Source organism: Cryobacterium sp. MP_M3 (genome assembly GCF_015752155.1).
Taxonomy (GTDB): domain Bacteria; phylum Actinomycetota; class Actinomycetes; order Actinomycetales; family Microbacteriaceae; genus Cryobacterium.
Genome location: NZ_JADOVI010000001.1, coordinates 240,021 through 261,854, shown reverse-complemented (window position 1 = coordinate 261,854; position 21,834 = coordinate 240,021). Strand labels below are relative to the sequence as shown.

Sequence of the window (21,834 nt, the reverse complement as noted above, 5' to 3'; positions counted from 1 at the left end):
AGCAAACTTAGAGCATGCAGCTGACGCAGCCGTCAACCTCGGTGCCCTCGAGGGCCAGCTGGCGCAGGCGGATGTAGTAGATCGTCTTGATGCCCTTGCGCCAGGCGTAGATCTGCGCCTTGTTGATGTCGCGGGTCGTCGCGGTGTCCTTGAAGAAGAGCGTGAGCGAGAGCCCCTGGTCCACGTGCTGCGTGGCCGCGGCGTAGGTGTCGATGATCTTCTCGGCGCCGATTTCGTAGGCGTCCTGGTAGAAGTCCAGGTTGTCGTTCGTCATGAACGGCGCCGGGTAGTAGACGCGGCCGAGCTTGCCTTCCTTGCGGATCTCGATCTTCGACGCGATCGGGTGGATCGACGAGGTCGAGTTGTTGATGTAGGAGATCGACCCGGTCGGCGGCACGGCCTGCAGGTTCTGGTTGTAGATTCCGTGCTCCATGACGGATGCCTTGAGCTCGGCCCAGTCGGCCTGCGTCGGCACGCGCACACCCGACGTCTCGAACAGCTCGGCGGCCCGCGCGGTGGCGGGTGCCCAGACCTGGTCGGTGTACTTGTCGAAGAACGCGCCGGAGGCGTAGGTGGAGTCCTCGAAGCCCACGAACGCGCGGCCACGCTCGACGGCCAGCTTGTTCGAGGCGCGGAGGGCATGGAACAGGACCGTGTAGAAGTAGATGTTGGTGAAGTCGATGGCCTCTTCGCTGCCGTAGTACACCCGCTCACGGGCAAGGTAGCCGTGCAGGTTCATCTGACCCAGGCCGATGGCGTGGGAATTGTCGTTGCCGTCCTCGATCGACCGCACTGAGGAGATGTGGCTCTGCTCCGAGACAGAGCTGAGGCCGCGGATGGCGGTCTCGACGGTCTTGCCGAAGTCGGGCGAGTCCATCGACAGGGCGATGTTCATCGACCCGAGGTTGCAGGAGATGTCCTTGCCGATCGAGTCGTAGGACAGGTCCTCGTTGTACGTGGTTGGCGTGTTGACCTGGAGGATCTCCGAGCACAGGTTGGACATGTTGATGCGGCCCTTGATCGGGTTCGCCGCGTTGACGGTGTCCTCGAACATGATGTACGGGTAGCCGGACTCGAACTGGATCTCGGCGAGCGTCTGGAAGAAGTCACGCGCCTTCATCTTCGACTTCTTGATCCGCGGGTCGTCGACCATCTCGTGGTACTTCTCACTGACGGAGATGTCCGCGAACGGCACACCGTAGACGCGTTCGACGTCGTACGGTGAGAACAGGTACATGTCCTCATCCTTCTTGGCCAGCTCGAAGGTGATGTCGGGCACGACGACGCCGAGCGACAGCGTCTTAATCCGCACCTTCTCGTCGGCGTTCTCACGCTTGGTGTCGAGGAAGCGCATGATGTCGGGGTGGTGGGCGTGCAGGTAGACCGCTCCGGCACCCTGGCGGGCACCGAGCTGGTTCGCATAGCTGAAGGAGTCTTCGAGCAGCTTCATCACGGGGATGATGCCGCTGGACTGGTTCTCGATCTGCTTGATCGGCGCGCCGGCCTCGCGGATGTTGCTGAGCAGCAGTGCGACGCCGCCGCCGCGCTTCGAGAGCTGCAGCGAGGAGTTGATGCCGCGGGAGATCGACTCCATGTTGTCTTCGATGCGCAGCAGGAAGCAGGAGACGAGCTCGCCGCGCTGCGCCTTGCCCGAGTTCAGGAACGTGGGAGTGGCCGGCTGGAAACGGCCGGCGATGATCTCCTCGACAAGGGCGATCGCCAGTTTCTCGTCACCCTGGGCGAGGCCGAGGGCGGTCATCACGACGCGGTCTTCGAAACGCTCGAGGTAACGCTTTCCGTCGAACGTCTTCAGCGTGTACGAGGTGTAGTACTTGAACGCGCCGAGGAAGGTCTGGAAGCGGAACTTCTTCGAGTAGGCCAGGTCGTTGAGGCTCGTGATGAACTCGAACGAGTACTGGTCGAGAACAGCCTGCTCGTAGTACTCCTTCTCGACAAGGTAGTCGAGGCGCTCACGCAGGCTGTGGAAGAACACCGTGTTCTGGTTGACGTGCTGCAGGAAGAACTCCCGCGCCGCTTCACGGTCCTTCTCGAACTGGATTTCCCCGTTCGGGCCGTACAGGTTGAGCATGGCGTTGAGAGAGTGATAGTCCATCGCCAGGCCGGGGGCCGGGTGAGTCATCGTCTTCACGGCTGTTGCTTCCAAAATTCTTCCAATCCGTCATGAACGATGCGCACATCATCCGGAGTTCCCAGTACTTCAAATCGATACATGTGGGGCACCTTGCACTTCGCGGCGATGATGTCGCCGGCGACGCAGAAGGCCGTGCCGAAGTTCGTGTTGCCCGCGCCGATGACCCCGCGGATGAGCGACCGGTTGTGCTCGTCGTTCAGGAACCTGATCACCTGCTTGGGCACCGCGCCCTTGGTCTCGCCGCCGCCATAGGTCGGCACCACCAGGACGTACGGTTCGCTGACCCGCAACGGTTCGTCACGCGCGTAGAGCGGGATGCGGGCCGCCGCGCGACCGAGCTTCTCAACGAAGCGGTGCGTGTTTCCCGAGGTGCTGGAGAAATAAACGATATCGGTCACTGAACACCCCCTTCGTGTGTGAAAGACCGTCGTGCCGTGCTGAAGCGCGCGCTGGAAGCCGCGGTCCGAGCCGGGCGGTTACGCGAGGCGCTGCGCGAGTTCGTTGATCTTGTCGGGACGGAAGCCCGACCAGTGGTCCTCGTCGGTGATGACGACGGGGGCCTGCAGGTAGCCCAGGGCCTTGACGGCTTCGAGGGCGTTCTCGTCGACCGAGAGGTCGAGGATCTCATATTCGATGCCCTTGTTGTCCAGGGCGCGGTAGGTCGCCGTGCACTGCACGCAGGAGGGCTTGGTGTAGACCGTGATTGCCATGGGAAGGGCCTTTCTCGTCGTTCAGGAATCAGTATTCAAACTCAGTATTCAAACTCAGTGCTCAAAATCGGTTTTCATGTGAAATCTGAAGTTCAAGGCGTGCTGTGTTGAACTTTAATACTACATGTAGTGATCGGAAATGGGAATGGCCACTACATGCAGTAATTACAATTATGTAGTTATCCACCGACATTCCACCGGTTGTGCACAGCCCGGAGGAGGCGACAACGCCCATTCTCCGCGGCATCCGGCGAAGTTATCCACAGGCCGGTACTCGCCCGAAGTTTCTCCCTGTGGAAACAGAAACGGCGTGTCGAGATTCCTGGTCGCAGTGCCGCCGCCCGCGCGGTCGCCACACCGTCGCCGCATGTCGCCGACCGGTCGTTCGTGGCGCACCTTCGGCGACCCGGCGCACCCTGCAACATGAGCCGGCTTCCCCACGATGCGCCGCGACTTTCGAGCCTGACCCGCGGCAGCCCGACTTGGGGAACACCCGGCCCGGATGCACCGGTTCCGTCAGGCCCGCGGTACGCCGCGCTCGCTCAGGAAACGGTGGAAAAGCGTGGGCGAGAACGCGGTGTCCCAGTCCCAGCGGTCGAAGCTGTCGGAGTGCCTCCGCAGGGCGTCCTCGCGGCGTTTCTCCTGCCACACCACTTCCCCGGGGTTCCGCCCCGCAAGTACCCTGCCGCGGGTGTACTTGTGCTTTCCGTCGAACTCCCCGATCTTGCGGATCCTCCGCCAGTAGTAGTCGACCCAGTAGTCGCTCCCGTCGACGTTCAGGAACGGCACCTGCAGCTCGGGCACCTCGAACCCGAGTTGGAAGATCCGCACTCGGCTCAGCGATTCCCCGCCGTTCGCCGACAACCCATTCCCGAACTCGATCGCCCGGTCGGCCTGCCGGGCGCCGAACCGCGGGTTGACGTCCGCGAGTTCGGCGAACAGGTGGCCTTTGGTCAGGGCGGCAGGCAGGACGATGCCGCGCCGCGCCGCTCCGCACTCGCCACGCGTTCCCGGTCGATACGGAGGGCATGGTCGATCATCACGACCCCCGTGAGAAAGCTCGTGGACGCGGCGACGTCGACCAGGGTCCGCGTCAGGGAGGTGACGCGAATCCCGGCGATCACCGCGATCTGCGAAGCCGCCGCCCGGCGATGACTGGTCGTGTGGCGCGCCGTGCTGCCACCGGATGCCTCGGGGTTGAGCATGTGCACGACGGGCGGCCAGGACCCGATGATCGGCAGGCCGTGCATCGCGGCAGCCGAAAGGTGGGAGACCACCGCCGGCCGCTCGGCCGAAGCCACCGTCGCCCGTGTGAAAAGACGGTACCGCTCGTCGGGGTCGGCGGAACGCCACACCTCGCCCGGCACGTACACTCCCCGGCGCGGGCGCACCAGCGACCCTTCCCGCACCATCACCCCAACCGCGTGCGAGGTGAAGCCGCTCTCCCGCAACGCCGCGGCCGGGATGAGCCCGTCGTGCCGCGCGCTGACGGCGTCGAGCAGGTCGGACCTGACGGCACTTCGGATATCGGTCATCCGCCACAGTGGTTCTGGCCGGCCCGCCGGCACGGTGCGCCGTCGCATCCGTGGACAAGTCAGACGGATGCCGCCCTGTGGACAACCGCCCGCGCTCCCCGAGCTCTCGCGCAGTCGTTCCCTCGCGGCGCACCTTGCGGAAGCGGGCGCAGGCTCTACCGCGCGCCGCGTGTCCGAAGGTGCGCCGCGAGCCGCTGAAGGCGACGCGGCAACGGCGTGGCCGGACGCGGAACGGGGCCGGGCATGCGGAAAGGGCCGGCCCCGAGGGGACCGGCCCTTTCTGCGTGCGCTGTGAGGCCGGCCGCTACTTGGTCAGCGGGGACAGCTTCGGGTCGTTCGCGTATGCCTCGGCCGCGTTGGCCTTGGTCACGATGACCGGGGGGAGCAGGAAGGCGGGGACGACCTTCTTGCCGTTGTCGTACGACTTGGTGTCGTTGACCTCGGGGGTCTCGCCCTTTTGGAGGACCTTGACCATGTCGATGGCCTGCGCCACGAGAACACGGGTGTCCTTGTTGATGGTGGAGTACTGCTCGCCGGCCATGATCGACTTGACGGACTCCGCCTCGGAGTCCTGACCCGTCACGACGGGGATCTCCTTGCCGGCGGCCTTCACCGAGGTGATGATCGCGCGGGCGAGGGTGTCGTTCGGGGAGAGGACGCCGTCGAGGGTCTTGCCACCGTAGGTGCTGGTGAGGAGCGAGTCCATCCGGCTCTGCGCGTTCTCGGCCTTCCAGCCGGCGGTCGCCGTCTGCTTGATGTCGGTCTGGCCCGAGGCGACGACAAGGGTGCCGTCGTCGATCTTCGGCTGCAGCACGCTCATCGCACCGTTGAAGAAGACCGCGGAGTTGGCGTCATCCGAGGAACCGGAGAACAGCTCGATGTTGTACGGGCCGGCCGGCTTCTTCGCCTTGAGTCCGTCCAGCAGCGCCTGGCCCTGGAGTTCACCCACCTTGAAGTTGTCGTAGGCGACGTAGTAGTCGACGTCCGTGGTGTTGAGGATGAGACGGTCGTAGGCGATCACGATCGCGCCGGCGTCGTGCGCCGCCTTGACCTGCGTGCCGAGCTGGCCGCCGTCGGCCGCGCCGATGATGATGACCTTGGCGCCCTTGGTGACCATGGCCGAAATCTGGTCCTGCTGGTCCTTGACCGTGGTCGAGGCGCCGGCGTACTGCACGTCGCCCTTGAACCCGGCAGCCTTGAGGCCGTCTTCGAAGAGCCCGCCGGCGAGGACCCAGTTCTCAGAGGTCTTGGACGGGAGTGCGACGCCGATGAGTGAGTCGGCGGGGAAACCGGCAGCAGCGCTGGATCCGCCCGTCGTGTCGGTGCGGGTCGAGCAACCCGACAGCGCCATCAAGGCGACCGCGGCGATCGCGGTGGTCGTAAGGAGTTTTCGCATTGTCAATCACTTTCTGTGGGAGAGGTTGGTGCAGGGAAGGGTGAAGCGACGCCCGGAAACGGGCGGGGTCAGGTGGAGACGTCCGACGGCCGCACGGAGTCCGGCGTGCCGGAGGTCGGGACCACGGCCGGCGGTTCGGCGGGGAACTCGCCCGTCTTGTTCTTGCGGGTCAGGAAGCCGATCAGCGACGGCCGGCCCTGGCTCTTGTTCCAGACGTCAACGCCCACCGCGATCAGGAGCACCAGGCCCTTGATGATCTGCACCCGGTCGGCGCCGACGCCGAGCAACTGCAGGCCGTTGTTCAGTACGGCCATGACCAGGCCACCGACGATGGAGCCGGTCACGGTGCCGATACCGCCCGAGACGGCCGCGCCGCCGATGAACACGGCCGCGATCGCGTCGAGTTCCCAGCTCAGGCCGTCCTGGGGTCCGGATGCCACCGAGCGGGCGACGAAGATCATGCCGGCCAGCGAGGCCAGGATCGACATGTTCATCATCACGAGGAAGTTGACCCGGCGGGACTTGACGCCCGACAGTTCTGCGGCGAGCTTGTTGCCGCCGACCGCGTAGACGTGGCGGCCGAAGATCGTGTTGCGGGTGATGAAGGAGTAGAAGAGCACGAGGGCGCCGAGGATGATGCCCGACACCGGGAAACTCGTGCCCACCCGGCCGCCGGCGAACAGCACCGTCGCGTAGATCACGACCGCGTCGAGAAGCACGACCTTGAGGATGCTGACCCAGAGTGGTGCGGGCTCGGAACCCATGATCTTCTGCACGCGGCGGGCGCGCCATTCGACCAGCACGACAGCCACGGCGATGATCAGGCCGAGCAGCAGGGTGAGGTTGTTGTAGCCGGTGAACGGGCCCACCTCCGGAAGATAGCCGGAGCCGATCGTGGTGAAGCCGTCGGGGACCGGCACGGTGTTCGCGTTGCCGATGACCTGGTTGCCACCTCGCCAGATAAGCATGCCGGCGAGGGTGACGATGAAGGCCGGCACCCCGATGTAGGCGACCCAGAAGCCCTGCCAGGCGCCGATCAGCACCCCGACGGCGAGGCCGAGGAGGATCGCCAACGGCCAGGGCAGGTTCCAGTCCTGCATGGCGGTGGCCACGACGATGCCCGCGAACGCGGCGACGGAGCCGACCGACAGGTCGATGTGGCCCGCGATGATCACCATCACCATGCCGATCGCGAGGATCAGGATGTAGGAGTACTGACTGACCAGGTTAATCAGGTTCCCTGAGGAGAGGGTCAGCCCGTTGGTGAGGAATTGGAACAGCACGACGATGGCGATCAGGCTGAACAGGATGCCGAACTGGCGCACGTTGGAACTGCCGCCGCCGAAGATCTTCTTCAGGTCCCTGAGGCCGCCCCGGGGACTCGTGTCTGCGCTCATATGCTCTGAACCTTCTTCCTTGCGGAGGTCATACTCTTCATCAGGGTTTCTGGGTCGGCCGTCTCGGCCGGGATGCAGTCGGTGATCGCGCCCTCGAAGACGGTGTAGATCCGGTCGGCCAGGCCGAGCAGCTCAGGGAGTTCGGAGGAGATCAGGATGACTCCCTTTCCCTGCGCGGCCAGCTCCTGGATGATGCCGTAGATCTCGTATTTGGCACCGACGTCGATGCCTCGGGTCGGTTCGTCGAGGATGAGCAGGTCAGGGTCGGTGAACATCCACTTGGCCAGGACCACCTTCTGCTGGTTGCCACCCGAGAGCTTGTTGACGCCGGCGTCGACGCTGGGCGTCTTGATCCGGAGGCTGGTGCGGTAGCGCTCGGCGATCGCGTACTCCTTCGAGTCGTTGACGACCGGGCCCGCAGAGATCTTGGACAGCTTCGCGGACACGATGGACCGCTTGATGTCATCGAGCAGGTTGAGGCCGAGCGCCTTGCGGTCCTCGCTCACGTAGGCGAGGCCGTGGTCGATGGCCTCGGCCACGTTGCGCAACTCGATCTCCTTGCCGTCCTTGAACACCTGCCCCGAGAGGAAGTTGCCATAGGACCGCCCGAAGATGCTCATCGCGAGCTCGGTGCGGCCGGCGCCCATCAGCCCGGCAATGCCGACGATCTCGCCCTTGCGCACGGTGAGGCTGGAGTTCTTGACGACCATCCGCTCGGCGACCTGCGGGTGCTGCACGTTCCAGTTGCGCACCTCGAAGAAGACGTCGCCGATGTGCGGCGTGCGGTCGGGGAACCGGCTTTCCAGGCTGCGGCCGACCATCCCGCGGATGATCCGGTCCTCATTGACACCGTCCGCGACCACGTCGAGCGTCTCGATGGTCAGGCCGTCCCGGATGATCGTGATCGAGTCTGCGACCTGTTCGATCTCATTGAGTTTGTGGGAGATCATGATCGAGCTGATGCCCTTGCCCTTGAGACCCCGGATCAGGTCGAGCAGGTGCTGGGAATCGGCCTCGTTCAGGGCGGCGGTCGGCTCATCGAGGATGAGGACCTTGACCGATTTGTTGAGCGCCTTCGCGATCTCCACGAGCTGCTGCTTGCCGACGCCGATGTTCTTGATCAGGGTGTCGGGGTCGTCCCGGAGGCCGACCCGGGCGAGCAACTCGAGAGCCGTCTTCTTGGCGGTGATCCAGTCGATCGCGCCCCACTTCGTGGGCTCGTTGCCGAGGAAGATGTTCTCGGTGATCGACAGCTCGGGGACCAGCGCGAGTTCCTGGTGGATGATCGCGATCCCGGCGGCCTCGCTCGAGCGGATGTCCTTGAAGTGCATGACCTGGCCCTGGTAGACGATGTCGCCCGAGTAGGTGCCGTAGGGGTAGACGCCGGAGAGGACCTTCATCAGGGTGGACTTGCCGGCCCCGTTCTCGCCGCAGATCGCGTGGATCTCACCGGCCCTCACCGTGAGGGACACGTTCGAGAGCGCCTTGACGCCCGGGAATTCCTTGGTGATCGAACGCATCTCGAGGATGATCGGTTCAGCGGACATCGCCGGCCTCCCCACCGCGGCGGGCGTGGCCGGGCGTCGGGTACAGGTCAGGAGTGGGCCCGTGAAGTGCGGCGGCGGAAGTCGTGCGGGCAGCGCCGGGCGGATGTACTAGTATTCTCACAGCTTGACCTCGATGTCGTGTGACTGACCGTGACCACGGCCAACTTAATGTGACCGATCACATTGTTTATGTTTGCGTGCGCCTCGCGCGCTGTCAAGGGAAAGATAGTCACGCTTGGGTAACGCCCGGCCAGGACGGGTTCCGCGGGTGCGGACCGACCCTCGCCCCGTTGATAAAGAGGGAGCGTACTCCCCACCGGCCGGCCCGGCTAGCGGATGCGCCCACGCCGGGCGCGCAGAAGGGCCCGGCGTCCGAAGACACCGGGCCCCTCTCTGCTGACTGGTCAGCGACCGCCGGAGCGGCGCTTGTTGTAGACGTCGAACGCAACGGCCGCCAGGAGCACGAGGCCCTTGATCAGCTGCTGGTATTCCGTGCCGACGCCGAGGATCGACATGCCGTTGTTGAGCAGCCCGATGATCAGACCACCGATGATGGCACCGGTGACGGTGCCGATGCCGCCGGTGACGGCGGCACCACCGATGAAGACCGCGGCGATGGCGTCGAGCTCGAAACCGTCACCGGCCTTCGGGTTGGCCAGGTTCAGCTGGGCGGTGAAGATGAGCCCGGCCAGGGCGGAGATGACACCCATGTTCACGAACAGCATGAACGTGACGCGCTTGGTCTTGATGCCCGACAGGGCGGCGGCGTTGAGGTTGCCGCCGATCGCGTAGACATGCCGCCCGAAGACGCTGTTGGCCATCACGGCCGCGTAGACGACCGTGAGCAGGCCGAGGACGACGAGCACGATCGGGGTGCCGCGGTAGCTGGCGAGCAGGTAGGTGATGAAGAGGATGATGCCGGCCGTGAAGACGAGCTTGAGGATGAACCAGGCGAACGGCTCATCTTCGACGTCGTACTTCTTGCGGGCCAGGCGAGAGCGGATGCCCTGGGCGACCAGGAGCGCAGTCGCCAGCAGTCCGATACCCATCGTGAGCGGCTCGAGCAGAGTCGTTCCGCCGCCCAGGTCAGGCAGGAATCCGCTGCCGAGTGCGCGGAACTCGTCCGGGAACGGGGAGATCTGCTGGTTCTGCAGGGCGATCTGGGTGAGGCCGCGGAAGGTGAGCATGCCGGCCAGGGTGACGATGAAGGCCGGTATCCCGAAGTAGGCGATCCAGAACCCCTGCCACACTCCGACCAACGCGCCGACGCCGAGGCAGAGCACGATGGCGGCCCACCACGGGATGTTCCACTGCGTGATCATCACACCAGCCATGGCGCCGACGAAGGCGACGACGGAACCGACCGACAGGTCGATGTGGCCGGCGATGATGACCATCACCATCCCGACGGCCAGGATCAGGATGTAGCTGTTCTGCACGATCAGGTTCGACACGTTGATCGGCTTGAGCGTGATGCCGCTCGTCGCGATCTGGAAGAAGATGGTGATCGCGAGAAGGGCGATGATGAGGCCGACTTGGCGCAGCTGGCTGCCAAGGTAATTAACTGCAGATCTGAACGCGCTCATCGGTTGTCCTTCTCCCTTTCCTGAGTCATGTTTTGCATAAGGTATTCGGCGGTCGCCTGACCGCGGGGCACGTCAGCCGTGATGCGCCCCTCGAAGATCGTGTAGATGCGGTCGCAGATGCCGATCAGCTCCGGCAACTCGGACGAGATGACGATCACACCCTTGCCGTCGTCGGCGAGTTTGTTGATGATCCCGTAGATCTCGTACTTGGCACCGACGTCGATTCCGCGGGTCGGCTCGTCGAGGATGAGGACATCCGGGTCGGAGAACATCCACTTCGACAGCACGACCTTCTGCTGGTTGCCGCCCGAGAGCTTGCCGGCCAGTGCCTCGACGCTGGGGGCCTTGATGTTCATGCTCTTGCGGTAACCCTCGGCGACGACGATCTCCTGGTTGGAGTCCACCCAGCCGCGCTTCGAGATCTTGTGCAGCGACACCAGCGAGATGTTCCGCTTGATGTCTTCGATCAGGTTCAGGCCGTAGCGCTTGCGGTCCTCCGTGGCGTAGGCGAGGCCGTGGTCGATCGCGGCCGCCACCGTGCTGGTGTCGACGAGGGCGCCGTTCTTGTAGACCTTGCCCGAGATGTTGTGGCCGTAGCTGTGGCCGAACACGCTCATCGCGAGTTCGGTGCGGCCCGCGCCCATCAGCCCGGCGATGCCGACGATTTCGCCGGCCCTGACCGAGATGTTGGCGTCCTTGACGACCTTGCGCTGGTGGTCCAGCGGGTGGTAAACGTTCCAGTCCTCGACCCGGAGGAGTTCCTCGCCGATGTGCGGCGTGTGGTCCGGGTAGCGGCTGCCGAGGTCACGGCCGACCATTCCCTTGATGATGCGTTCTTCCGAGATCTCGTCGGTGTGCATGTCGAGGGTTTCGATCAGCTTGCCGTCACGGATGATGGTGACCTCGTCGGCGACGGCCTTGATCTCGTTCAGCTTGTGGCTGATCATGATCGACGTGATGCCCTGGCCCTTGAGGTGCTTCATCAGGTCCAGCAGGTGCGCGGAGTCCTCGTCGTTCAGGGCGGCGGTCGGCTCGTCCAGGATGAGGAGCTTCACCTCCTTGGAGAGCGCCTTGGCGATCTCGACGAGCTGCTGCTTGCCGACGCCGATGTCGCGCACCTTGGTGATCGGGTTGTCCCTGAGGCCGACCCGGGCGAGCAGCTTCGCGGCCTCGAGGTTGGTCTTGTTCCAGTCGATCCAGCCGTTGGACTGCTGCTCGTTGCCGAGGAAGATGTTCTCGGCGATGGACAGGAACGGGCTCAGAGCGAGTTCCTGGTGGATGATGACCACGCCGGTGGCTTCGGATTCGTTGATCGATTTGAAGGCGACGGTCTCGTTTTCGAAGACGATCTCACCGTCGTAGGTGCCGGCCGGGTAGACACCCGACAACACCTTCATGAGGGTGGACTTTCCTGCGCCGTTCTCACCGCAAATCGCGTGAATGTGGCCCCGCTGCACCGCGAGGGAGACGTCCTGAAGCGCTTTGACTCCGGGAAAGGTTTTCGTGATGCTGCGCATCTCGAGAATATTTGTGGTCACCGTTACTTCTTCTTCCGGTGGTAGGGGGTGAGGGTAGTGGCGGCGTCTCCGCCGCCACTACCCGGTGTGGGAGAAGACCTACTTGAGGTCTGCTTCGGTGTAGTACCCGGTGTCGATCAGGAGCGCCTTGTAGTTGTCCTTCGTGACGACCTTGGGCGGGAACAGGAAGGTCGGGACGATCTTGACCTTGTTGTCGTAGCTCTTGGTGTCGTTGACCTCGGGGGTCTTGCCGTTGAGCAGGTCGTCGGCCATCTTCACGGCTTCGTCGCCCAGGAGGCGAGTGTCCTTGTAGATGGTGGAGTACTGCTGGCCGGCGATGATCGACTTGACCGAGGCCGCTTCCGCGTCCTGGCCGGTGACGATCGGGAGGGCATCGGTGGCGTAACCGGAGCTGGTCAGCGCCGAGATGATGCCGATCGAGAGACCGTCGTACGGGGACAGGACGCCGTCAACCTTGCTGCCGTCGGAGTACGTGCTGGCAATGAGGTTCTGCATCCGCTTCTGGGCGGTCGCCGGGTCCCAACGCAGGGTTGCGACCTGGGTGAAACCGACCTGGCCGCTCTTGACGACGACGACGCCCTTGTCAATGAACGGCTTGAGGGTGTCCATCGCGCCATTGAAGAAGAACGTGGCGTTGTTGTCGTCGGGGCTGCCCGCGAACAGTTCGACGTTGAACGGGCCGGTCGCGCCGGTGTCCTTGCCGTCCTTGTCGAGAACGCCGAGCCCGGTGAGCAGGCTCGTGGCCTGCTGAACGCCGACCTCGTTGTTGTCGAAGGTCGTGTAGTAGTCGACGTTCTTGTTGCCGTTGATCAGCCGGTCGTACGCGATGACCTTGACGCCGGACTTGGCGGCCTGGTCGAGCTGGTCGCTGAGCGCGGTGCCGTCGATGGAGGCGATGATGAGGACCTTGGCGCCCTTGGTCAGCATGTTGCTGATCTGCTGCACCTGGTTCGGGATCTTGTCGTCGCCGTATTCGAGGTCGACCTTGTAGCCGAGCTTCTCGAGCGAGGCCTTGACGGCGTCGCCGTCCTTGATCCAGCGGGAGGAGGTCTTGGTCGGCATGGCAACCCCGACGAGGGCGCCCTTGTTGGCTCCGGCCGAGTTGTCGACCGTCGTGGTGCCGCCGCGGGTTCCGCCGGAGCAGGCCGCGAGGGAGAGTGCAAGTCCGATGGCAGCGATGCCGGCGAGGACCTTACGTGTCTTCACTGATTTACCTTTCGTGTTTCTGTATCAACTCTGATTGCAGTTGGTGGTGGGTGCTGATGGGTGTGATTACAGGCCCTGTGCCAGTCGGTAGTAGGCCTGGTTCCAGCGCACCTCGCGGGTGAAATCCCGCAGGGTGGTGGTCTTGTCGATCACGAGAAGCTCGGTGCGAGCGATCTCGGCGAAATCGTGGAACACCTCGATGCCGACGGCGGTCGACATCACGGTGTGGTGGGCGGCGCCGGCGGTGAGCCAGGCTGCGGCGGAGGTGGCGAAGTCGGGTTCCGGGCTCCAGACGGCGCGGCCGACGGGGAGCTTCGGGAGCGCCTCGGTGGGTTCGACGACCTCGACGACGTTCGCGACCAGGCGGAACCGGTCGCGCATATCGCTCATCGCGACGACCACGGCGGGGCCGGGGTCGGCGTTGAAGACCAGGCGAACCGGGTCCTCGCGGCCGCCGATGCCGAGCGGGTGGATCTCCAGGGTCGGCCGGGCACTCGAGAGCGCGGGGTTGACCTCGAGCATGTGTGCGCCGAGGATGAGCTCCGCCCCGGGGGTGAGGTCGTAGGTGTAGTCCTCCATCAGGCTCGCGCCGCCGGGGAGACCCGCGCCCATCACGCTGGCGACGCGCACGAGAACGGCCGTCTTCCAGTCGCCCTCCGCACCGAAGCCGTAGCCCTGTTCCATCAGTCGCTGCACGGCGAGGCCGGGCAGCTGGCGGAGGGCGCCGAGGTCTTCGAAGCTGGTCGTGAAGGCACTGAAGCCGCCGGCTTCGAGGAAGGACTTGAGGCCGATCTCGATCGCGGCGCCGTAGCGGAGCGAGTCGTAGCGGGGGCCGCCTGCACGAAGCTCGGGGGCCACGTCGTAGAGTTCCTCGTATTCGGCAACGAGGGCGTCGATCTGTGCATCCGTTGCCGCGTGCACTGCCTCGGCGAGTTCGTTGACCGGCCAGGTGTTCACCTGCACGCCGAACCGGAGTTCGGCCTCGGTCTTGTCGCCCTCGGTGACGGCGACGTAGCGCATGTTGTCGCCGAAGCGGGCGAGCTTCATGCTGCGGGCCGCGGCCCAGCCGGCGGCGGCGCGGGTCCAGGCCCCGATGCTCGAGGTGACGGCCGGGTTCGACACATGGCCGACGACGGTCTTGCGGGACACCCCGAGCCGGGTCTGGATGTAGCCGAACTCCCGGTCGCCGTGGGCGGCCTGGTTGAGGTTCATGAAGTCGAAGTCGATCTCACTCCACGGCAGCTCGACGTTGGCCTGCGTGTGCAGGTGCAGCAGCGGCTTGGTCAGCGCGTCGAGGCCGGAGATCCACATCTTCGCCGGGGAGAAGGTGTGCATCCAGGCGATCAGGCCGATCACGTGATCGGCGGAGTTCGCGTCGAGCGCGGCCCGGCGGATCGACTCGGAGTCCTTGAGAACGGGCTTCCAGACGATCTTCACGGGCACGTCCCTGGACGCGCCGAGGGCGTCGGCGATGGCCTTCGACTGCTCGGCGACCTGGCGCAGCGTTTCCTCGCCGTAGAGGTTCTGGCTGCCGGTGAGGAACCAGACCTCGTAGTGGTCGAGGGTCGTGGAGAGAATAGGCATTACTTGAGTGCTCCTTGCGGTGCTTGTCCGTAGACGTTCTGGTAGCGGTTGAAGAGGGAATCGATCGCGGCCTGGGGGATGGGGATGAGCTCGCCGCCCTGGCGGGCGATGTGCACGGTGCGGGCCACGTCTTCGACCATGACGGCCGCCTTGACGGCGTCGCGGGCATCCTTGCCGATCGTGAACGGACCGTGGTTCTGCATCAGCACGGCCCGCGAGCGGTGCCCGGTCAGGGCTTCGACGATGCCGCGGCCGATCGTGTCGTCGCCGATGATCGCGAACGTGCCGACCGGCACAGGTCCGCCGAACTCGTCGGCCATGGCGGTGATCACGCAGGGGATCGCCTCGCCGCGGGCGGCCCACGCGGTCGCATAGGTGGAATGCGTGTGCACGACGCCGCCGACCTCCGGCATGTGCCGGTAGACGTAGGCGTGGGCGGCGGTGTCGCTGGACGGCGACCGGTCCGACCCGGGGGTGTCGGGGATGACGTTGCCGTCGAGGTCGCAGAGGATCATGTTCTCCGGCGCGAGGTCGGCGTAGTCGACGCCACTGGGCTTGATCACGAACAGGTCGGCTCCCGGCACCCGGCCGGAGACATTGCCGCCGGTCCAGACGACCAGCCCGTTGCGGGTGAGTTCGGAGTGCAGCCGGGCGATATCGTCGCGGAGCCGGGCGACGGCCACCTCGATGCGCGGTCCGAACGAGCTCATGCGGACACCGCCTCGGCGCGGGCGGCGACCGGTGCGAGGGCGTCCCGTCGCAGGGCCTTCAGCCGGTGCATCACGTCGTTGCCGCCGCGGCCGAAGTAGTCATGCAGCAGCGAGTATTCGGCGAACAGCCTGTCGTAGGCGGTCGCCGACTCTTCGTTCGGGGTGTAAACGTTCCTGTTGAGCTTGCCCATTGCCTTCCCGGCGGCGCGCACATCGGCGTAGGCCCCCGCGGCGACGGCCGCGTGGATCGCCGAGCCGAGCGCGGGGCCCTGGTCGCTCGCGATGGTGGAGATCGGCATCCGCAGGATGTCGCTGTAGGTCTGCATGAGGAAGCTGTTTTTGAGCAGGCCGCCGGCGACGATGAACTCGGTGACCGGCACCCCGCTCGCGTTGAACGTCTCGACGATGGTGCGGGCGCCGAACGCGGTGGCCTCGAGCAGGGCCCGGTAGATCTCCTCCGGACGGGTGGTGAGGGTGGCGCCGAGCACGAGCCCGGAGAGTTCGTGGTCGACGAGCACGGAGCGGTTCCCGCTGTGCCAGTCGAGAGCGACTAGCCCGTGGCCGCCGACCGGCTGGTCGCGGACCAGTTCGGTGAGGTACTGGTGCACGCTGAGCCCGGCATCCTTCGCGGCCTCGTGGCAGCGCGGCGGAACCTGGTTGGCGACATACCAGGCGAAGATGTCGCCGACGCCGGACTGGCCGGCCTCGTAGCCGTAGAGTCCGGAGACGATGCCGCCGTCGACGACGCCGCACATGCCGGGGACTTCGGCGAGGTGGTCGGAGTTCATCACCTGGCAGGTCGAGGTGCCCATGATGGCGACCATCTGGCCGGGCTCGACCGCCTGGGCGGCGGGGGCGGTGACGTGCGCATCGACGTTGCCGACGGCCACGGCGATGCCTTCCGGCAGGCCGGTCCAGGCCGCGGCCTCCTTCGACAGGGTGCCGGCGGATGCCCCGAGCTGGCCGATCTCATGGGCGACCTTCTCGTTCGCGAACTGGGCGAACGCGGGGTTGAGGGCGGTGAGGAACTCCTCGCTCGGGTAGACGCCGTCCTGCAGGATGCCCTTGTACCCGGCGGTACAGGCGTTGCGCACGTAGCTGCCGGTGAGCTGCCAGACGATCCAGTCGGCGGCCTCCACCCAGTGGTCCATCCGGTTGTACAGTTCGGGGTCTTCCTCGAGCAGCTGCAGGCCTTTGGCGAACTCCCACTCGCTGGAGATGAGTCCGCCGTAGCGGGGCAGCCAGCTCTCGCCGCGGCTGGCGGCGAGCTCGTTGATGCGGTCGGCCTGGCGCTGCGCGGCGTGGTGCTTCCACAGCTTGACGTAGGCGTGCGGCCGGTCGGCGTATTCGGGCAGTTCGTTCAGGGGCGTGCCGTCGGCGAGGACCGGCACCATTGTGCAGGCGGTGAAGTCGGTGCCGACGCCGATCACGAGTGCCGGGTCGATACCCGCGTTCCTGACCGCGGCGGGGACCGCGCTCTTGAGCACGGCGACATAGTCCTGCGGAACCTGCAGCGCCCACTCGGGCGGGAGGACCGCTCCGGTGGCGGCGAGGACGGTGTCCATCACGGCGTGCGGGTAGTCGAGCACGGCCGATCCGAGTTCGACTCCGTCGGAGACGCGCACGACGACGGCGCGACCGGACAGGGTCCCGTAGTCGATTCCGATGACGTAGCTCTCGTCGCCTGCCTGTGTCGGCGGCTGCTCGGTCGTGCTCACGAAATCGACTCCCTTGTCTGGCTGGTGCTGCGCCTGCCCGGGTGGTTCTCGGGCCGGATGTGACGGCCGAATGTGATCGGTCACATTCGATGGTCTTATGTTAGCCCCACTAACGACTGCGGTGTCAAGTCCGATTTGCGTCGATTTGAGAACGGTCCCCCCAGTCCGGGGCGAGACGGCTTCCTCGGGTGGCCGGGCGCGGCATCCGTTCACCCGGGCCCGGCCTCCGCGCCAGGGCGCGCCGGTTTCGGCAGGCCGCCCCGCCCCCGCGGGGGCAGCCTGCCGAAACCGGCGCGGGTCAGAAGGCCGGCGGGGCCGTCGACTCGCGCACGATCAGCCGCGGCATGATCGGATCGCGGTCGGCACTGGGCTCACCGCCCGGGAGATTGCTCAGCAGCAGGGCGATGCAGCGGCGGCCCAGTTCGCCGAAGTCCTGCCGTACCGTGGTCAGCGGCGGCCAGAAATGCGCCGCTTCGGGGATGTCGTCGAAGCCGACGATGCTGACGTCCCGCGGGATGTCCAGGCCGGCGTCCCTGGCCGCGTGCATGAGGCCGAGCGCCATCTGGTCGTTCGAGGAGAAGATCGCGGTGAAGTCGCGGCGGCCGAAAAGTTCCCGCCCCGCGTGGTAGCCGAAGTCCGCGGTCCAGTCGCCGAGGATCGGCGCCGTGGTGGGGACATCCATCGCCCCCATCTCGTCGAGGAAGCCGCGCATCCGCGCCTCCGCCTCGATCCAGTCCTGCGGGCCGGCCAGGTGGTAGATGCGCCGGTGGCCGAGGTCGATCAGGTGACGGGTCGCCAGCCTGGCGCCGGCGATCTGGTCGACCGACAGGGCGTGGTCGTCGAGATGGCCGGTTGACTGCAGCGACACGAAGGGCACCGTGATCGAGAGCTGCTCCAGCACATCGAAGACCCGCACCTGAGGTGCGATCACCACGATTGCCTCCACGGCCTGCAGCATCAGGTGCATGAGGGCCGCTTCGATCGACTCCTGGTCGACCGTGGTCAGGTTCGCCGTGTTCACGTAGTACCCGGCTTCCCGGGCCGCGTCCTGGATGGCCGCAATGCTGCTGGCCGGGCCGTACTCGGAGCTCTGCGCCGAGAGTATCCCGATCGTGCGCGACCGCCCACGAGAAAGCGCCCGTGCGGCGCGGTTCGGCCGGTACTGGAGCTCCTCCATGACCTGGAGCACGCGGGCCTTGGTCGACTCTCGGATGCTCGGGTGGTTGTTCAGAACGCGAGAGACGGTCTGGTGGGAGACGCCGGCCAGGCGGGCCACATCCCGGATGCTGGGCGCCCGCACCTTGGGCAGATTCTCTGTCACGTAACGACCTTGTTCACATGTGCACGGTCACAAACGTGAACGCATATCAATTATGCACACGTCGCCGCCAGTCGGAAAGCACTGTGTGACAGTCACATTACCGAGAGGCGCTGCCGGAGTTCCGTTGAGGTGACTGTCACATCCCGCCGCGTGCCTGTCACATCGGGGCGGTGGGCGTCACAGCCGGGCGTAGGCCCGCACCGGGAAGGTGCCGAAGCCCGAGATCTTCGGCGGCACGGCCGTGAAGCTGGCGCCGGCGTCCGGCAACGCGGCGAGCCCGGTGAGGTGCTCCACCACATGGATGCCGGCGGCGAGCAGCAGGGAATGCGCGGGCCGTTCCCCGCCCGACTCGGTGTCGTCGATGTTCAGGGAATCGATCCCGACCAGGATGACCCCGGAGTCGATCAGCGCCTGCGCGGCCGCGCCGGTCAGGTAGGGCGCGCCGACGGCGTACCCCGGGGTGCCGAAGTGAGCGTCCCAGCCGGTGTGGAGCAACACGGCGGTGCCGGCCAGGGCGCTCCCCCGCCGGTCGAATACGCCGAGGGCTATGCCGCGGGAGGAGGTATCCGTCAGATGGAATACCTCCGCGGGCAGGTCCACAAGAGTGTCAAGGGCGAGGCCGGCCAGGTCGGCGCCCTGAGGATACCGGTGGAACGGGCTGTCGAGATAGGTGCCCGTGTTGCCGATCATGGTGATCAGGTCCATCGCGAACTCGGTCCCGGGGGCGTATTTCGACCGGGAGTCTTTCCGGGTGAGGTGGGGGGAGATGACGGGGGCAGGAAGCCCGGGATAAGTAACCAGACCCGCCCTGATCTCGTGGCTGAGGTCGATGAAGCGGGGGCGGGTGCCGGTCACGCGGACTCCTTGGTCAGGGATGGACGGAGGCGGTGCCGCTTGGCGGCGCGCACGATGAGCGCGACCACCGCGAGCAGGGCGGGGACGACGAGGTTGGGTCCCGCCAGCACGAGCAGCCCGGCGGTGAGCGCCACGGACACGACGGCGAGCCACCAGCCCGGCGACCAGGTGGCGAGCAGACGCACGGCCGCGATCATGCCGAGCGTGTAGATGGCCACCATCGAGCTCGTGTGGATGAGGATGAACGCCGCCAGGGGTACTCCCTGGCTGACCATGACGGTGAAGTAGCTGCCGGTGAGCCCGGCGACGACGGCCAGGCTGCGGCGCGGGATACCGCCGGATTCGACGCCGGGGGTCATCCACCGCGGCAGGTCGCCGTCCCGGCCGAGTGAGGCGCCGAGCTTCGCGAAGGCGCCGATGTACACGTTCAGCACACCGAGTGCCACGACGGCGGCGATCACTGCCACGAGGAGCGGCCCGACCCCGAGCGGCGCGGCCCGGACCAGCTCGAGCAGGGGCACCTGGCCCTGCCCGGCCCGCGGGCCGAGCACGGCGACGGTCACGTACTGCAGGGCGAGGTAGGCGATCCCGACCACGACCAGGGCGATCGCGGTGGCCACCGGGATGACCCGGCGCGGGTTGCGGAACTCGCCGGCGATGTGGGTGCCGACCTCCCAGCCGGCGAAGGCCCAGACGAACAGGCTGATCGCCGTGCCGACGCCGCCCCAGCCGTTCGGCAGGAACGGTTCGAGGTTGCCAGGGTCCGCGGCGGGGAACGCCACGGCGACCACGCCGACGACGACGAATAGGAGGGCGCCGGTCAGCGCGAGCTGCACCAGGCCGGACACCCGCAGGCCGAAGAAGTTCGACACGAACGGGGGGATCAGGATCAGCAGGGCCACCCACGGAACGGCACCCCGGTCGGCGCCGATGATCGCCACCACATATTCCGCGCCGAGCATTGCCACGACGGGGGCTCCGAAGCCCACCCCGAAGAAGAACCAGTAGCCGGTCATTCGAGCCCAGGTCTGGCCGAGCGCGCGCCGCACGTAACTGGCCACGCCGCCCGGGTCGGGGTAGCGCGAGGCCAGCGCGGCGAAGGTTCCGGCGAGCGGGATCGAGAGCAGGAATACGGCGAAGACGGCCAGGAGCGAGGCCGGCCCGGCCGCGGTCGCCGCGAGGCCCGGCAGCACGAGGATTCCGGTGCCGAGCACGGCCGCGATGTAGAGGGCCGTGCCCTGCACCAGGCCGAGGGATCCGGCGTGCGCGGGCCGCGCATCCGTCGGGAGCGGGTCAGGGATCACTGTCTCAGTGTCTGGGTTGATGGTCACTCCACCATGATCGTGCTCCATCGCCGTCACCGAAATGGCAGAGACGACACACTCCGTCGAGAAACTGCCAAGGTCAGCGGGCGGGCAGGGCCTGCTCCACGTCGGCGATCAGGTCGGCCACGTCCTCGATGCCCACCGAGAGGCGGATGATGTTGTCGGGCACCTCGAGTTCGGTGCCGCGCACCGAGGCGTGCGTCATCTCGGACGGGTAGTTCACGAGGGACTCGACCCCGCCGAGGGACTCGGCCAGCTGGAACAGGTGGGTCGACTCGGCGAAGGCGCGCGCCGCCGGCGCTCCCCCGGCGAAGGCGAGGGAGAGCATGCCGCCGAAGCCGCGCATCTGCTTCTTCGCCAGCTCGTGGCCGGGGTGGCCCGGCAGCCCGGGGTAGTACACGGTGTCGATCGCGGGGTGGCCCTGCAAGTGTTCGGCGATCGCCTGCGCGTTGCTGCAGTGGCGGTCCATCCGCACCGACAGGGTCTTGATGCCGCGCACGGTGAGCCAGGCGTCGAGCGGCGCGGAGACCGGGCCGGCCGCGAACTGCAGGAACTGGGCCTTCTCGGCCAGCGCGTCATCGTTGATGACCAGGGCCCCGCCGAGCACGTCGGAGTGGCCGCCGAGGTACTTCGTCGTGGAGTGCACGACCACGTCGGCGCCGAAGGCAAGCGGATGCTGCAGCGCGGGCGAAGCGAACGTGTTGTCGACGATGACGGTGACCCCGAAACGGTGCCCGAGCTCGGCGAGCGCGGCAATGTCACTGATCTTCATGAGGGGGTTGCTCGGCGTCTCCACCCAGAGGATCTTCGTCTTACCGGGGAGGATCGCCTGTTCGACGGCGGCGAGGTCCGACATCTCGACCGTGGTGTTCCGCACGCCCCAGGCGCCGTGCACCTTGTTGATCAGCCGGTGGGTGCCGCCGTAGACGTCGTTGCCGAGCACGATGTGGTCGCCGGGCGCCAGGAGGGCGCGCAGGATGGTGTCCTCGGCGGCGAGCCCGCTGGCGAAGGACAGCCCGTGCTTACCTCCCTCGAGCGCGGCGAGCAGGGTCTCGAGCACTGTGCGGGTGGGGTTGCCGCCGCGGCTGTACTCGTAGCCGCCGCGCAGGTTGCCGATGCTCTCCTGCACGTAGGTGGAGGTCTGGTAGATCGGCGGGATGACGGCGCCGGTAGTCGGATCGAATTCCTGCCCGGCGTGGATGGCGATGGTGTCGAAGTTCTGCGTGCGAGCCATGGGTGGTCCTTACTGTCGAA

Annotated in this window: 18 protein-coding genes; all 18 read right to left on the bottom strand. The window is 66.2% G+C overall.

The features are described 5' to 3' along the window. Positions 1 to 7: 7 nt before the first annotated feature. A complete protein-coding gene (nrdE, locus tag IWX89_RS01170; RefSeq protein ID WP_231382803.1) occupies positions 8 to 2,140 on the bottom strand; it encodes a class 1b ribonucleoside-diphosphate reductase subunit alpha in 2,133 nt (710 codons plus the stop codon). A gap of 5 nt (positions 2,141 to 2,145) precedes the next feature. After that, complete coding sequence (gene nrdI / locus IWX89_RS01165; protein WP_166788639.1) at positions 2,146 to 2,550, bottom strand: class Ib ribonucleoside-diphosphate reductase assembly flavoprotein NrdI; 405 nt, start codon at positions 2,548 to 2,550, stop codon at positions 2,146 to 2,148. Positions 2,551 to 2,628: 78 nt separating this feature from the next. After that, positions 2,629 to 2,862 (bottom strand): glutaredoxin-like protein NrdH, encoded by a 234-nt coding sequence (gene nrdH / locus IWX89_RS01160; RefSeq protein WP_134363478.1) that lies wholly within the window; start codon positions 2,860 to 2,862, stop codon positions 2,629 to 2,631. Between the two features lie 516 nt (positions 2,863 to 3,378). Further along, the gene (locus IWX89_RS01155; RefSeq protein WP_196901767.1) at positions 3,379 to 3,693 is read right to left on the bottom strand and encodes a hypothetical protein; all 315 of its coding nucleotides are present in this window, start codon (positions 3,691 to 3,693) and stop codon (positions 3,379 to 3,381) included. Between the two features lie 122 nt (positions 3,694 to 3,815). Continuing rightward, the gene (locus tag IWX89_RS01150) at positions 3,816 to 4,397 is read right to left on the bottom strand and encodes a hypothetical protein (RefSeq protein WP_196901766.1); all 582 of its coding nucleotides are present in this window, start codon (positions 4,395 to 4,397) and stop codon (positions 3,816 to 3,818) included. A 304-nt stretch (positions 4,398 to 4,701) separates the two neighbouring features. Then, positions 4,702 to 5,793, bottom strand: a complete 1,092-nt coding sequence (locus tag IWX89_RS01145; RefSeq protein ID WP_196901765.1) for a sugar-binding protein — start codon at positions 5,791 to 5,793, stop codon at positions 4,702 to 4,704. 68 nt (positions 5,794 to 5,861) lie between these two features. Continuing rightward, the gene (gene mmsB / locus IWX89_RS01140) at positions 5,862 to 7,190 is read right to left on the bottom strand and encodes a multiple monosaccharide ABC transporter permease (protein ID WP_196901764.1); all 1,329 of its coding nucleotides are present in this window, start codon (positions 7,188 to 7,190) and stop codon (positions 5,862 to 5,864) included. After that, positions 7,187 to 8,737, bottom strand: a complete 1,551-nt coding sequence (gene mmsA, locus IWX89_RS01135) for a multiple monosaccharide ABC transporter ATP-binding protein (protein WP_196901763.1) — start codon at positions 8,735 to 8,737, stop codon at positions 7,187 to 7,189. The genes mmsB (IWX89_RS01140) and mmsA (IWX89_RS01135) overlap by 4 nt, the downstream gene beginning before the upstream one ends. A gap of 404 nt (positions 8,738 to 9,141) precedes the next feature. Then, complete coding sequence (gene mmsB, locus IWX89_RS01130; protein ID WP_196901762.1) at positions 9,142 to 10,323, bottom strand: multiple monosaccharide ABC transporter permease; 1,182 nt, start codon at positions 10,321 to 10,323, stop codon at positions 9,142 to 9,144. Next, positions 10,320 to 11,840 (bottom strand): multiple monosaccharide ABC transporter ATP-binding protein, encoded by a 1,521-nt coding sequence (gene mmsA / locus IWX89_RS01125; RefSeq protein ID WP_231382802.1) that lies wholly within the window; start codon positions 11,838 to 11,840, stop codon positions 10,320 to 10,322. Before mmsA (IWX89_RS01125) ends, mmsB (IWX89_RS01130) begins: the two co-directional genes overlap by 4 nt. A gap of 99 nt (positions 11,841 to 11,939) precedes the next feature. Continuing rightward, on the bottom strand, positions 11,940 to 13,067 hold the full coding sequence (chvE, locus tag IWX89_RS01120; RefSeq protein WP_307836312.1) for a multiple monosaccharide ABC transporter substrate-binding protein: 1,128 nt from the start codon (positions 13,065 to 13,067) through the stop codon (positions 11,940 to 11,942). Positions 13,068 to 13,133: 66 nt separating this feature from the next. Beyond that, positions 13,134 to 14,651: an L-arabinose isomerase gene (araA, locus tag IWX89_RS01115; RefSeq protein WP_196901760.1), complete on the bottom strand. Its 1,518-nt coding sequence runs from the start codon at positions 14,649 to 14,651 to the stop codon at positions 13,134 to 13,136. Continuing rightward, positions 14,651 to 15,361, bottom strand: coding sequence for an L-ribulose-5-phosphate 4-epimerase (locus IWX89_RS01110; protein ID WP_196901759.1), 711 nt, complete (start codon positions 15,359 to 15,361; stop codon positions 14,651 to 14,653). The genes araA and IWX89_RS01110 overlap by 1 nt, the downstream gene beginning before the upstream one ends. Next, positions 15,358 to 17,079 (bottom strand): ribulokinase, encoded by a 1,722-nt coding sequence (gene araB / locus IWX89_RS01105; RefSeq protein ID WP_196901758.1) that lies wholly within the window; start codon positions 17,077 to 17,079, stop codon positions 15,358 to 15,360. Before araB ends, IWX89_RS01110 begins: the two co-directional genes overlap by 4 nt. A gap of 298 nt (positions 17,080 to 17,377) precedes the next feature. Beyond that, on the bottom strand, positions 17,378 to 18,400 hold the full coding sequence (locus tag IWX89_RS01100) for a LacI family DNA-binding transcriptional regulator (RefSeq protein WP_196901756.1): 1,023 nt from the start codon (positions 18,398 to 18,400) through the stop codon (positions 17,378 to 17,380). Between the two features lie 177 nt (positions 18,401 to 18,577). Further along, the gene (locus IWX89_RS01095) at positions 18,578 to 19,255 is read right to left on the bottom strand and encodes a cyclase family protein (RefSeq protein ID WP_307836311.1); all 678 of its coding nucleotides are present in this window, start codon (positions 19,253 to 19,255) and stop codon (positions 18,578 to 18,580) included. Continuing rightward, on the bottom strand, positions 19,252 to 20,586 hold the full coding sequence (locus IWX89_RS01090) for an amino acid permease (RefSeq protein ID WP_307836310.1): 1,335 nt from the start codon (positions 20,584 to 20,586) through the stop codon (positions 19,252 to 19,254). The genes IWX89_RS01095 and IWX89_RS01090 overlap by 4 nt, the downstream gene beginning before the upstream one ends. Before the next feature lie 73 nt (positions 20,587 to 20,659). Then, the gene (locus tag IWX89_RS01085) at positions 20,660 to 21,814 is read right to left on the bottom strand and encodes a cystathionine gamma-synthase (RefSeq protein ID WP_196901752.1); all 1,155 of its coding nucleotides are present in this window, start codon (positions 21,812 to 21,814) and stop codon (positions 20,660 to 20,662) included. Between the last annotated feature and the right edge of the window lie 20 nt (positions 21,815 to 21,834).